Source organism: Cellulomonas sp., assembly GCF_015234515.1.
In the GTDB taxonomy this organism is placed as follows: domain Bacteria; phylum Actinomycetota; class Actinomycetes; order Actinomycetales; family Cellulomonadaceae; genus Cellulomonas.
The window spans coordinates 183,238-196,979 of sequence record NZ_JADGMY010000010.1 but is presented as its reverse complement, the minus strand read 5'-3'; the positions used below and the strand labels follow the sequence as shown (position 1 = coordinate 196,979).

Sequence of the window (13,742 nt, the reverse complement as noted above, 5' to 3'; positions counted from 1 at the left end):
AAGGGAACAGCGCATGAGCATGCTGACGACGGCCCCGGGCGTCTACACGCTCGAGCTGCCCAGCGGGAGCCGCGCAGTCACCGGGGTGTCGACGTCGGTCACCGCCTTCGTCGGCACCGCGCGTCGGGGCCCGGTCGACGCTGCTACCTCGATCAGCAGCTGGACGCAGTACGAGGCGACGTTCGGGCCGCTGTGGAGCCGGAGCGTCATGGGGCAGGTGGTGCGCCACTTCTTCCTCAACGGTGGGAGCCAGGCGCTCGTCGTCCGGGTGGTCAACGCTGACGCCATGGTGCTGCGCGCCACACCCGCCGCCGAGGGGTTGGCCGGGTTCGACCACCTGGGCGTCACTGTCGCCGACGCCGACGCCGGGGCACGCACGTTCACCCTGACGGTCGCTGCCCAGGACGCGGCCGGCACAGTGCTGACGGACAACGGGAACGACGTCAGCGGAAGTGACACCGTGGACCTCGCCGCCGACCCGTCCGGCACCATCGGTGGCATCGTGGTCGCAGGCACCGCTCTGGTGGAGCTCGTGGGTGACCCGTCGACCGGTGTGCCACCCGAGGGCAGCTACCGCACGACACGGACCGCCGCGGGGGTGCACGTCCTCACGCTGGGTGAGCGGGCCGTCGCCGCCCAGGCAACGATCGGCCTGGGCCTGGTGCTCCGCGCGACGGCGGCGGCACGCGCGCTGCCCGGGTTCGCCCGGTTGCGCGCGGTCGTGTCCTCCTCGGATGCGGCTGCCGGCACCTTCCACCTCGAGCTGGCTGCCGTGGACGGCGGCGACGCGGTCCTGAGCCCCGACGGCAACGAGGCACGGGTGGACATCGTCGGGCTCGACGTGGACGACGACTACGCCGCGACCATCGCAGCGGCGCGCACGGGAACGGGTCTCGCCCTCGCCGAGGTGGTCGGCACCGCTCCCGCCGCGACGCCGCCGAACGGCACGGCGCGCAGCACGAGCGTCGACGACGCCCACGTGCTCACCCTGGCATCGACGGTCCTCGACCTGGAGGCTGCGTCGCCCGGCACCTGGGGCAACGGGCTCCGGGCGCAGGTCGGCTCCGTCGAGGCGGAGCCGGGCACGTTCCACCTCACGCTCACCGAGACCGACGACACGGGCCGGGTCCTGACCTCCGAGGTGCACTACAGCGTGTCGGCGGACCCGCTCGCCCCTCGATGGCTCGGCGGCGTCCTCGCTCGCTCGTCCCAGCTCGCCGTGCTCGTCGCGACACGCGTCGCGACGACGCCGGTGACAGCCGAGGGCGCGGTGCCGCTCGTCGGCGGGCTGGACGGGGGACCGCCGCGACTCACGGAGGACCTGTCGGGGAGCGCCGACGGTCGCACCGGGATGCAGGCACTGCTCGAGGCCGACATCGTCAACCTGCTGTGCGTGCCGCTCGAGTCCTGGTCGACGCAGGACGCCGGTCACCTCGCGCTCTGGTCGCAGGCGGTGGCCCTCGCCGAGCGTCGCCGCGCGTTCCTCCTGCTCGACCCGCCGGTGGAGTGGGCCACCCCGGCGGCGGCCGTGACCGACGCTGCCACGTTCGCGACGCGCAGCGACAACGCCGCGTTGTACTTCCCGCGCGTGCGGGTGCCCGACCCGTTGCAGGAGAGCAGGCTCGCCGAGTTCCCACCCTGCGGCGTGGTGGCCGGCGTGCTCGCGCGGACCGACGCGCAGCGGGGAGTCTGGAAGGCGCCCGCGGGGATCGACGCGACGTTGCGCGGTGTCCCCGAGCTGGCGGTGCGGGTCGGGGACACCGAGCACGGCGAGCTGAACCGGCTGGGCGTCAACGTGCTGCGCGCCTTCCCGGTCTACGGCCGGGTCGTGTGGGGCGCCCGCACCCTCAACGGAGCCGACGTGCAGGCGTCGGACTGGAAGTACGTGCCCGTCCGGCGGCTCGCCCTGTACCTGGAGGAGAGCCTGATGCGCGGCAGCCGGTGGGCCGTCTTCGAGCCGAACGGCCATGCGCTGTGGTCGCAGCTCCGGATGAGCATGGGCTCCTTCATGCACGGGCTGTTCCGTCAGGGGGCGTTCGCGGGTGCGTCGGCGCAGGAGGCGTACCTGGTCAAGTGCGACGACGAGACCACCACCGACGGTGACATCCAGCGCGGTGTCGTCAACGTCCTGATCGGCTTCGCGCCGCTCAGGCCCGCCGAGTTCGTCATCATCAGGCTCCAGCAGCAAGCCGCCCAGGCCGGCCAGTGAGGATCCCATGGTCCAGTTCACCGTCAACACCAACCGATTCGACCCGTACAAGAACTTCAAGTTCCGGGTGAAGTGGGACGGCCGGTACGTGGCCGGAGTGAGCAAGGTCGGTGCGCTCAAGCGCACCACCGAGGTCATCGACGTGCGCGCGGGCGGTGACGTCAGCACAGTCTTCCGCTCACCGGGGCAGTCGAAGTTCGAGGCGGTGACCCTCGAGCGTGGCGTCACCCACGACCGCGAGTTCGAGCAGTGGGCCAACAAGGTGTGGAACTACGAGGCGGCCCTCGGTGCCGAGGTGTCGCTGAAGGACTTCCGCAAGGACATCACCATCGAGATGTACAACGAGGCGGGCCAGCTGGTCATCGCCTACAACCTCTACCGGTGCTGGGTGAGCGAGTACCAGGCCTTCCCCGAGCTGGACGCGAGCGGCAACGCCGTCGCGATCCAGTCCATCAAGCTGGAGAACGAGGGCTGGCTGCGCGACGTCGCCGTGCTCGAACCGACCGAGCCCAGCTTCACGGTCCCGGAGTGACCTGGCGTGACGGCGGGCCTGGCGGGGGAGCAGCTGCTCGCGGTCTGGGAGCAGGGCCGCGGTGTCGACGCGCTCACCCGGGCCCTCCTCGTCTGGTCCGCGGCAGACAGCCTGCCGGTGGAGGACCTGGCGGCGGCGCCCCTCGGTGTCCGCGACCTCGCTCTGCTGGAGGTGCGTCGACAGACCTTCGGCGCCGTCGCGGACTGCTACGTGGCGTGCCCTCGGTGCGGGGACGGGCTGGAGTTCGCCCTGGACGTCCGCGACCTGGTTCCCGGGGGGACGGCCGTGGCGGACGACGTGGCTGCCGGGTCGGCGGTCCACGAGCTGTGGGTCGAGGACTGGGACGTCCGGTTCCGGTTGCCGGGTAGCCGGGACCTGCGCGTCGCCTCCCAGGCGGACCACGACCTGCGGGCCGCGGTCCTGCTCGAGGCCGCGGTGGTGTCGGTGGAGCGAGCCGGGATCCGGTGTGCCGTGCAGGACCTCCCGTCCCCGGTGGTCGAGGCCCTGGACGCCGAGCTGGCTCGGCTCGACCCGGCAGCAGACCTCACCCTCGAGCTGCGCTGCGCCGCGTGCAGCCACGCCTGGCCGTCCCGGTTCGACGTCGGGGCGTTCCTGTGGCGCGAGATCGAGGTCAACGCGCGGCGGCTGCTGCAGGAGGTCGATGCGCTGGCCCGCACCTACGGCTGGTCGGAGCGGGACATCCTCTCGCTGCCGGCCACCCGCCGCCGCAGCTACCTGGACCTGGCGGGCTGGTCGTGAGCTACCTGCGAGCCCTGCTGGCGCGGCTGGACCCCGGGACGGGAGACGGCGCACGCGCCGACGGTGCGTCGGGTGCCGATCCCCTCGTGCGGCCCGCTGACGTCGTGTGGGCGCTCCCCTCGCCGCCTGTCGACGCGGCGCCGCCGGCTCCCGTGGCGACCGAGCGGCAGCACGACCCGGCGCCGGTCACCCTCCACGTCCAGCACGTCGAGCAGTCGTCGCCGCCGGGTGCCCCGCAGCCCGCGCAGCCCGTGACCGCAGCGCGCCAGCCGTCCGCACCCGCTCGGGAGCCCGTCGACGCGTCGGCGTCCCCGGTGCGCATCCCGCCGCCGTCGTCCACGCCGTCCCCGAAGCCCGCAGCCGCGCCGGTGTCGCCCGTGCCGATCGAGGTGCACACCACCGTGGTGGGCCGACCAGCAGCGCCCCCGCCGGCAGCGACCGCACGGCCGCCCGCCCCGCCTGCGGTCGCACGGCCGGCACCGCCGGTGCCGGCCCCGACGGAACGCCCGGACCGCAGCACGACCGCGCCCGCTGCAGCACCGGTTCCGCTGCACCCGCCGACCTCGGCCGCACCGGCGGCGGACGCGCGCCGTGCGGACGGTCGAGACCCGGCGCGCAGGACCGTGCACGTCAGGATCGACCGGATCGTCGTGCGGGCGGACGCGCCGATCGCCCCAGCCGCCCGCGCCGGCTCGTCGTCGGTGCCGCAGGCCTCCGCCGGGTCGGCGGCCGCGGCTCGGGGCAGCGAGCTCGCGGAGTACCTCGCCAGCCGGACGCGGGGGTCCGGATGAGCAACTCCCTGGCGGTCGCGACCGTGAGCGCGGTGCTGCGTGCCCGGGTGCAGGGGCTCATCGACGCCGCCGAGCTCGCGGGATTCACCGTCGTCACCGCACCGCCGGAGCCGGACGCGGTCGCCGGCGTGTACATCCACCTGTACCAGGTGATGCCCGACGGCGACCTGCGCAACGAGTGGATGCCGGAACGCGACACGGACGGCTCGGTGCTCCAGGCACCGCGCCTCGCGGTCGACCTCATGTACGCGCTCAGCTTCGTCGGTGCCCCGGCCGCCCAGGACGTGGAGCGCCTCGCAGGTCTCGTGCTCGGCAGCCTGAACCAGGTCCCGCGACTCTCCCCGGCGGAGATCGCCGACTTCCTGACCGCCCTGCCGGCAGGCCACGCCCTCGCCGGCTCGGACCTGGCGAACCAGGTCGAGTCCGTCCGGCTCTCGATGGTTCCGCTGGACCTGGAGGACCTCTCTCGGCTCTGGGGCATGAACACGCGCTCCGCACCGCGGCTCACGGTGGCCTACCGTGCCGCCGTCGTGATGCTCGACGCCCAGGTGACGACCGGTGCGTCCCTGCCCGTGACGAGGGAGCCCGTCCTCACCGTGTACCCCCTGCGCCGGCCGCAGGTCAGCGCCGTGCGGTCGGACGCGCGCCCGCAGCCGGTGGTCCGGTTCGGCGAGCATCTCGTCGTCACGGGCACGTCCCTGCGCGGGGACCGGACCACCGTGCTCGTCGGAGGGCGGGCGCTGCCTGCGCCTTCGGCGGGCGACACGGAGATCCGCCTCCCGGTCGACGGCGGCACGCTGCGACCGGGCCTCACCGGCGTCCAGGTGCGGCACGAGGTGACCCTGCCGGACGGCAGCACCCGCCCGGCTGCGGAGTCCGGGCTGTTCCCCGTCGCCCTCGTCCCCGTCATCGAGCCGGCGAACCCGTCGAGCCGGGCCGCTCCGGGTGCCGGCGCCCGGGTCCTGCGTCTGACCGTCACACCCGTGCCGGCGGCGGACGAGCCGTTCACCGTGGTGCTCAACGGGCCGGGGGACACCCGCACCGAGTGGTCCGACGGCGCCGTGGTCGGCGGCGTGGTCGAGGTGACCACCCGCGGCCTGCCGTCCGGTCCCCACCTCGTGCGGCTGTCGATCGGCGGCGCCCTCAGCCTCCTCGACGTCGACCCGGCCACCGGGGCGATCACCGGCCCCACCGTCACGGTGCCCTGACGCCATGACGACCGAGACCTCCCGGGACGAGCTCGACGCCCAGATGGACGCCGTGCAGAAGCTGCTGCGTGGTGACCGCCCGGAGAGCGGCATGCTGCTCGAGCCCGTTCCGGGTGGGTCGCTGGACGCCGTGTCGTCCGCCTTCGGGCTGACGGCGTTCGAGCGCGGGGTCCTCCTGCTCGGCGCGCTCGTCGAGCTGCAGCCGGGCGTCGAGCTGGAGCTCGCCACGCTCAACGGCAGCGACGCACGGCCCTGGCCGACGGTCGGGCTGGCCCTCTCGATCCTGCCCGGTGCGGACTGGCACGCGTTGCTGCCCACCTCACCGCTGCGGGCGCACCGGCTGGTCGAGCTCGGGCCGGGCGACGTCCTGACCGACCGGTCCCTCCTGCTGACCGAGCGGGTGCTGCACGCGCTCATGGGGCACGCGTACCTCGAGCCGGCGCTCGCACGTCGGGCGCACGTGGTGCCCCGGACCGGTGTCCTGACCGCCGGGCACGCCGAGGTCGCCCGGGCGCTCGTCGAGCTCTGGTCGGGACGCTCGAGCGCCGGGCGCGCCGGGCGCGCCGGGCCCGTGCACCTGTGGTGCGACGTCGCCAGCGACGGGCTCGCGGTGGCTGCGGCTGCCGGGCGCGGCCGGCAGGTCCTCAGCCTGTCGTCGGCCGAGGTGCCCGCCGACCCGGACGCGTTGGACGAGCTCGTGGTGCTGTGGGGGCGGGAGTCGCGCTTGCAGCCGCTCGCCCTCGCGGTCGAGCTCCAGGCCGGGGACCCGTCGGCTCGCGCCGCGGTGACCGACCTGGTCTCCCGGGCGCCGGGCGCCGTCGTCAGCTACGGCTCCGACCCTCGGCCGGGGGAGGCCGTGACCCGCTTGCGCGTCGCGCGCCCCTCGCATGCCGAGCGGCTCGTGCAGTGGCGCACGGCCCTGGGCAGCCTGCCCGAGCCCGATCGGCTGGCGCAGATCGTCACCCGGTTCCCCCTCGGCGCCGTGGCGCTGGACGACACCGTGACGGCAGCGCGCGCCGCTCTGGCCGACCAGCCGGAAGCCGATCTCGGCGAGCTGCTCTGGGCTGCGTCCCGCGAGCAGGCGCACCCCCAGCTCGAGGACCTGGCGCAACGGCTGGACTGCGTCGCGTCCTGGACGGACCTCGTGCTGCCCGAGCAGAGCCGGGTCGCGCTGCAGGCCCTGGCGGGTCAGGTCCGCGCCAAGGCCGTCGTCGACCACGAGTGGGGTTTCGCAGGCGACCGCCCGGGCGCTCGCGGCCTGGGGACCTCGGCCGTCTTCGCCGGGCCGAGCGGTACCGGCAAGACGATGGCGGCCGAGGTGCTGGCGGGCGAGCTGCGGCTCGACCTGTTCCGCATCGACCTGTCCGCGGTCGTGAGCAAGTACATCGGCGAGACGGAGAAGAACCTGCGCCGGGTGTTCGACGTCGCCGAGTCGGCGGGCGCCGTGCTGCTGTTCGACGAGGCCGACGCACTGTTCGGCAAACGCACGGAGGTCCGGGACAGCCACGACCGGCACGCCAACATCGAGGTCAGCTACCTGCTGCAGCGCATGGAGTCCTACGGCGGTCTGGCCATCCTGACCACGAACCACCGCGACCACCTCGACGAGGCGTTCCTGCGCCGGATCCCGTTCGTCGTCGAGTTCCCGTTCCCTGAGCCGGCGCTGCGCGAGGAGATCTGGCGGCACGCGTTCCCCGCACGGACGCCCGTCGACGGCCTGCAGCCGCAGCTGCTCGCACGCCTGGCGGTCGCCGGCGGCAACATCCGCAGCATCGCGCGCAACGCGGCGTTCCTCGCCGCCGATGCGGGAGGACCCGTGACGATGGAGGTGCTGCGCGTCGCGGCCGAGCTCGAGTACGCCAAGCTCGGGCGGTCGCTGACCCCGGCGGAGGTGCGCGGATGGCGCTGACCTCCCGTGCGTCGCGGGTCGCCGACCCGCAGGCGGACGTCGTGATCGAGATCGGGGAGCTCGACCTGACCGACGTGCCGCCGGGGCGCCGCCGGTCGGTCGTGGCGGCGTTCGAGCGCGAGCTGACCCGGCTGGTCGAGGCCGGTCCGGACGGAGGTGGGTCGTCGCCGCGGTTGCGGGCCCGCCCGGACGGGAACCCCGTGCTGTTCGGCGTCGAGCTCGCCCGTGCTGTGCACCGGCGGCTGCCATGACCCACGCCCGCCCGGTCCCTGAGCCGCGTCGACCCGCGCAGCCGAGGCCGTCTGCGCCGGTCGGTCTGGGCGAGCGCTGGGCCGCAGCGGCGCGCGAGCCGGCGCGGGCCCTGCCCGGGCGCGCCGACCTCGAACGCCGGTTCGGTGCGTCGCTGTCTGCCGTCCGGGTGTTCGACGGCACCGTTGCCCGCTCGCTGCTCCACGCTCTCGGTGCGCGCGCCGCAGCGTCGGGGAGCACCGTGCTGCTCGGCCCCGGCGCGGACGCGCAGACGGTCGCGCACGAGGTGGCCCATGTGGTCCAGGCCGGCGCGGGCAGCGCGGGCGGTCCGGCAGTCCTGTCCACACCGGCGCCGATCGCCGCGGACCACCCCGCCGAGCGCGAGGCCGAGCAGGCCGCGCACGCCACCGGGCTCGTCCGCCTGCGGGCCCGGTTGTCGCCCGGTGCCCTGGCGCTGCGCCGCGCCGTGCTCCCGCTCCCGGACCCCGAGGTGGCCACGGAACCGCAGCCGTGGGGGGTGGTCGGGGCCGCGGAGACGGCGCGCGCCGAGGACCTGGTGGCCCCGCCCGAGGCGGACCCGGACGTGTCCACGTCGCGCGCGACGTCCGCCGGGGAGGCTCCTGCGGCGGAGCAGTCCGACGCGCAGGGCACGGAGGAGGGCCGGCCGGGCGAGGCCGCCGAGACAGCGCCCGGGTCCCCGGGTGAGCCGTCGGCGTCGGCGGACGGGCCCGAGGCCGCGCCCGCGTCCTCCGGTGAGTCGTCGGCGTCGGCGGACGGACCGGCCGAACCCGCAGAGGACGACGGCCGGACGCCGGCGGTCGACCGGGGCCGGACCGGTCCGGCAGGCGGGCGCGCGACCGCCGCGCGGTCCGGTCGTGACCGGCGCGAGCGGCTCGCCCAGGTGGTCGCCCGTGCTCAGGCGACGTGGGACGGCGCCGCAGCGACCGCCGGTGGGCACGAGATCCGCCCGTGTGCCGACGTGGTCCCCACCCAGCGGACACCCGTCGCCGCGGACCGGGCTGCCAGCCCACCGGCCCGGGGTCCCCCGTCCGGCACCGCCCGACCGACACCGGTGCCGGACGTCCCGGCACCTCGCGCGCCAGAACCCGACACCACCGCCGTGGCGCGCGCCCGTGAGGCTGCCCGCGCCCAGGTGGGCACCGCTCCTGCGCGTGCACCCCCGCCGGACACCGCTGGGCTCTCGGCCGACGAGCAGCGCGAGCGGGCCGGCCACCAGAGGCAGCTCGAGCAGCGCATCACGAGCACCGAGTCCCCCGCGACGACGGCGTCCGCACCCGAGACCCGCGGCGGCCCTGGTGCCGACGCTCCTCCCACGCCCGATGGCACCGTGCCGTCCGCGAGCGCGGCCATGTACCGGGAGCGTGCCGCCGCCGCCCAGCAGCAGCACCGCACCGCGACGGACGAGGGGTTCGGCGAGCGCCGGCTCGAGCCGGAGCGGGACCCGACGGCGGGTCTGGACCTGCGGCTCGAGAGTCTGCCGGTGCCCACCGTCGACGTGGTCGGTGCGGTGGACCCTGCGCGTCTGGACCGGGTGGCCACGCCGGCGAACGCCGGCGCCGTCCCCCTCCATGAGGTCGTCCTCGTCCAGGACGGCCCGCTGGCGGCCGTGGAGCAGTCCGTCCCGTCCGACCCGGACGCGCGGGCGCAGGTGGCGCAGCGACTGGACGCCGCCGACACCCAGGTGCGCGACGCGTGCGTGGCGGCCGGGCGGGACCGTGACCGGCTCCGCGACGGTGCCACGGCCGGTGTCCAGCAGCGGCGGACCGCGTGGCAGGGCGAGGGCGAGACGCTGCTGGCCCAGCGCGAGCAGGGGGTCGACGAGCTCACGACGCGCGCCGCCGCGGATGCGGACCGCACCGAGCGCGACGGGCTCGCCCGCGCCGCCCGGATCACGACCGACGCCCAGGCGGAGGGTGACCGGCAGTGGGAGGACGCGCGCGGCCGGGCCCGGACGCGGGTGGCCGCGACCGCCGACCGTGGATGGTTCCAGCGCGGGCTGGACTGGGTCCGCGAGCAGGTGGGGCGTCTGGTCGCGTGGGTCGACAGCTTCCTGGCGGCGTGCCGGCGGGCCATCACCGCCCTGCTCGACGCGGCGGCGCGACTGGCCCACGCCGTGGTGGAAGCCGCCCGGCAGGCGGTCGCGACCACCTTCCGCCTGCTGCACGCGGCGGTCGACGTCCTCGCCGCCAACCTCCCGGGTGAGCTCGGTGAGCTGGCGCAGCGGTACCGCACGTCGATCCACACGTTCCTCGACGGCGTCCAAGGTGAGATCGACGCCTGGGCAGCCGGGCTCCACCGGTCCATCGACGCCGTCGTCGCCGACGTCACGACGGCCGTCACCGGTCTTCTCGACGAGGTGGGTGCGGGCGTCCGCGCGGTCGGCGCAGCGGTCGACGACCTGCTGGCGAACGGCCTGATGGCCTTCCTGCGCGCCCGGTTCCCGCTCCTGGCGTCGCTGCTGGACGAGGGGCTGGCCGGGCCGGTCGACCGCACCGCCGCGGCACTGGACGGCTGGGTCGAGCGAGCGATGGAGGCGACGGGCCTCGCGGCACTGGACGCGATGCTGGCCGACCTCGAGGTCGAGTCGATGTGCGCCGCACGCCCCGAGGCGAGCCCGGAGCAGCAGGCGCTGGACTGCGCGGCGTTCCAGCAGAGCCTGCAGGACGCCATGGGCTTCGTGGACCGGGTGCTGGCGTCCCCCATGGCCGTCCAGCTCCAGCAGTTCCTGCAGCGGCAGGCCGCCGAGGGCGTCGAGGACCAGATCAACGGTCTGAGCGACTTCTTCGCCGTCGTCCGGTGGGTGGCCGCGCCGGTCTACCAGTGGTGGCAGGACATCCAGCCGGCCGTGAGCGAGGTCCTCGACGACCTCGGCGAGATCGGGGCGACGGCGTGGCTGCACATCGCGACGGCCTTGGGAATCGACCCGGCGATCGGTCCGGTCGAGGCGCTGCGGCAGGGCATCAACGCGCTGTGGCAGGCGATCACCGACGCCGCCCGGCCCGTGCTGGACGCGCTGCGGGCGGCGTGGCGATGGCTGCGGGACTCCAGTCCGCTGGCGCCGTTCCTGCAGGCGCTGGGCCGGCTGCCGGAGGTCTGGGCGGCTCTGGGGAAGCTCTGGGACCAGGTCAGCCAGGGTGCGGCGGACTGGTTCGCCGCGGCGGCGCAGACCCTGTCCCGGACCGTGCTGCCGATCGTGGACGCCGTGCTCGGCGCCGCGTCGAGCGTCCTGGTGGTGGCGGTCGGCGCCATCGACGCGTGGGGGTCCGCCGTGCTCGGCGTGGTGAGCTCGGTGCTCGCCTGGCGGCCGGGCCTGGCGCTGCTCGACGCGGTCGTCGCCGCGCTCGAACGCGTCACCTCACCGCTGCGCCGCCTGCTGGCCGCCTTCCGGGCCTGCGCCGTCGCCACGCTGCGCTACCTCGCCGTCGAGCTGCGCCACCTGCGCGCACACGTCCGGATGCTGCTCGACGTGGCTGTCGGCCTGGTGTTCGCGCTGCTCACGTTCCCCATCGGCGTCGTCGCGTTCCTCGCCGGCAACCTGTGGCTGTACGTCCTGCCCGAGTGCTACAAGGCCCCGCTCCTGAACTTCCTGCTGGAGGTCGCGATCCGGTTCGTGTCCTTCATCCCGGAGCCGGCGGACCTGGGCCTGGCGATCGCCCACCAAGGACTCCTGCACTTCCTGATCGGCCTGCGCGCGGCGCCGAACCCCCAGAAGATCGGGGCCGTCAACCTGCTGGCCAGCCTCTACGCCGGCAACGCCATGTTCGCCGCCGGGTTCGCCGTCGGGATCGTCGAGGGTCTGTGGGCCGCGACCGGCGGGACGGTGGTCTTCCTGCTCCAGGCCGCCCTGTGGCTGGCCACCCTCCCGTTCCGCGTGATGGCCTGGGGAGCGGGGATGCTCAGCGGCGCGCTGCAGCCGGAGCCGGACGGCGCCGAGCCGGCTGCCGCGGACGCCGAGCCCGCCGCAGCCGAGGTGGGGCCACGCGAAGCGATCCGGCGCGGGGCCACCGCACCCAGCGTCGGGCGGCGCGTGGCGCGCGCGGCTCGCGAGCCGCGGGCGCTCCGTCGCCGGGTCGCACCAGCCGTGCAGGCGGAGTACGACGCGGACGCCGCCGACGTCCCCGAGGACCCGGTCGACGGGGTGTGGGTGCCGGGCGTCGACGCGGACCCCGTGCTCGAGATCGACGACACCGCCCAGCTGGACCTGACCCCGGAGCAGGCCGCGAGCATGGCGGGGATCGAGGCGGACGAGGCTTTCACCGGTCCGGCGGACGTCGCCGAGGGTCAGGCGGCCGCGCTTTCACCCGCAGGCGACGCCCTGGCTTTCGCCGGGCAGACACCGGACGATTCCGGCCCCGAGCCCACCGCTGGGGAGCCGGACCCCGTCGGGGCGACCGACCACCCGACTGCCCTGACCGGCGTCGAACGGCCACCCGAGGCGCCGGCCGCCCTCGGGGACCTGCGAGGGGTTCTTTCCCGCATCGTCGGCGAGGGCCTCAGCGAGGAGGACGTGCGCGGTCTGGTCGACGGGGCAAGGGCGGCGCTCCGGTCCGCGATCGGTCGGCTGACAGAGTCGGCGGCGGGGGCGCTCCTGGCCGCGATCAACAAGCCGGGCGTCGACTACGAGCTGGGCAAGGTCGTCGGCAGCCTCGTGTCCCAGCTGCTCGTCGAGGCCGTGCTCGCCGCACTCACCGCCGGCGCGTCCGCCGCGATCTCGGCGGCGAAGGCCGCCATCCAGGGCGCCCGGGCAACCTCGAAGCTGGCCTCGATCATCGGGAAGGTCCGCCGGTTCATCGAGCCTCTGCTGGAGGTGATCAAGAAGGTCCGCGCGGCCGTCACCGAGATCGTGGAGCTCGTCGGACGGTGGCTCGACGACGTGGTGGCCTGGATGCGCGGCATCGGGCGACGGATCAAGGGCCGTCTGTCGCGCCTCGGTCGGCGCGGTGCCAAGCCAACGAGCCACGGGGGTGGAGGGCACACGCAGGCCGCCCTGACGGCTGCGATGGTGGAGGCCAAGGTCGTCTCCGACACGATGGAGGGCCGTGGGTTCTCGGTGGCGGGCGTGCTCCTGGCGCTGCAGGCGCTGCGGTTCCAATACCGGTGGATCAAGGGCTTCCGTGCCCGCCCCCGGGTCGGGCGCCGGCGGCACCTGTATCTGATCGCCAGCGAGAAGGAGTTCGACACCTACGACGGTTCGGCTCCCGCCGCCCCGAAGAAGAAGCGCCGGGGACGGCCGGTGGCGTCGGTCGGGGAGGAGCTCGGCGAGGACGGACTCACCTTCGCGCAGCGGGCGTGGTACCGCAAGCGGATCGACAAGCTCGAGCCGCACAGCCCGGCGAAGGCGGACCGCCTCCGCTTCGACCGGCACCGAGCCGGGAAGGCGCAGAAGGCCGGCGATCTGGATCCCGACGCGATCCGCAGGTTCAGGGGCGCCCAGAGCCGCGCGGAGAACCGCGTGTCGGGCAACCGTCTCCGTGCGAACAGCCGGCGAGGATCGGCGCACGAGAACGCCGCGCTCAGCGACCTGAGGGTGCCGAACAACAATGTGAACGCTGCCCCGAAGACGTTTACCCACGACGGCGTGACGACGCGGCCCGACGCGCTGACCCGGAAGGCGCTCGTCGAGGTCAAGTCCACGACGAAGCCGGTCCAGTACCGCACGACCCAGATCCGGGCGCAGCAGTCCGCGGGGCGGCACGTCACGGTGATCACCGGCGGGCCGAGCAGCGCGGTGGTACCCAGCGGGCCGCTGGCGAGCCCTGTGATCGTCCAGCGGCCGGGAGGATCTGCCGTGATCCTCAAGCCGCGCATCCTCCACCGTGACCCGGCGACCGGTGGCTGGTCGATGTGGGACCGGACCGTGGGTGGCTCGGGAGCCTGGCGCCCGATCTCCGTGGCCAAGGCCCGCAAGCTTGCACGGTTCTGATCCGAAGGATCGCGGCACACTGGGTGCATGTCCGTCGCGGAAGAGGTGGTGGATGCGGTCCGGTCCGGCGACCGCGACCGGGCTCGAGCGCTGAGCGAGCGAGCGATCGCGTCGTCGGATGCCGGTGCGCGAGACGTTTGC

At 74.8% G+C, this 13,742-nt stretch carries 8 protein-coding genes; all 8 read left to right on the top strand.

All coding sequences use genetic code 11. The features are described from left to right. The first annotated feature begins 13 nt into the window (after positions 1–13). The 8 genes from IR158_RS03205 to IR158_RS03170 are packed head-to-tail and all read left to right on the top strand — an operon-like array spanning position 14 to position 13,601. Positions 14–2,209, top strand: a complete 2,196-nt coding sequence (locus tag IR158_RS03205; protein ID WP_291809414.1) for a phage tail sheath subtilisin-like domain-containing protein — start codon at positions 14–16, stop codon at positions 2,207–2,209. A 7-nt stretch (positions 2,210–2,216) separates the two neighbouring features. Next, positions 2,217–2,741, top strand: a complete 525-nt coding sequence (locus IR158_RS03200; protein WP_291809411.1) for a phage tail protein — start codon at positions 2,217–2,219, stop codon at positions 2,739–2,741. A gap of 6 nt (positions 2,742–2,747) precedes the next feature. Beyond that, on the top strand, positions 2,748–3,500 hold the full coding sequence (locus tag IR158_RS03195) for a hypothetical protein (protein ID WP_291809408.1): 753 nt from the start codon (positions 2,748–2,750) through the stop codon (positions 3,498–3,500). After that, entirely contained in the window at positions 3,497–4,291 is a 795-nt protein-coding gene (locus tag IR158_RS03190; RefSeq protein ID WP_291809405.1) for a hypothetical protein, read from the top strand. Before IR158_RS03195 ends, IR158_RS03190 begins: the two co-directional genes overlap by 4 nt. Next, a complete protein-coding gene (locus IR158_RS03185; RefSeq protein WP_291809402.1) occupies positions 4,288–5,499 on the top strand; it encodes a DUF4255 domain-containing protein in 1,212 nt (403 codons plus the stop codon). The genes IR158_RS03190 and IR158_RS03185 overlap by 4 nt, the downstream gene beginning before the upstream one ends. Positions 5,500–5,503: 4 nt before the next feature. After that, positions 5,504–7,408: an ATP-binding protein gene (locus IR158_RS03180; protein WP_291809399.1), complete on the top strand. Its 1,905-nt coding sequence runs from the start codon at positions 5,504–5,506 to the stop codon at positions 7,406–7,408. Further along, the gene (locus IR158_RS03175; RefSeq protein ID WP_291809395.1) at positions 7,399–7,659 is read left to right on the top strand and encodes a hypothetical protein; all 261 of its coding nucleotides are present in this window, start codon (positions 7,399–7,401) and stop codon (positions 7,657–7,659) included. The genes IR158_RS03180 and IR158_RS03175 overlap by 10 nt, the downstream gene beginning before the upstream one ends. Then, the gene (locus tag IR158_RS03170; protein ID WP_291809392.1) at positions 7,656–13,601 is read left to right on the top strand and encodes a DUF4157 domain-containing protein; all 5,946 of its coding nucleotides are present in this window, start codon (positions 7,656–7,658) and stop codon (positions 13,599–13,601) included. The genes IR158_RS03175 and IR158_RS03170 overlap by 4 nt, the downstream gene beginning before the upstream one ends. The last annotated feature ends 141 nt before the right edge of the window (positions 13,602–13,742 follow it).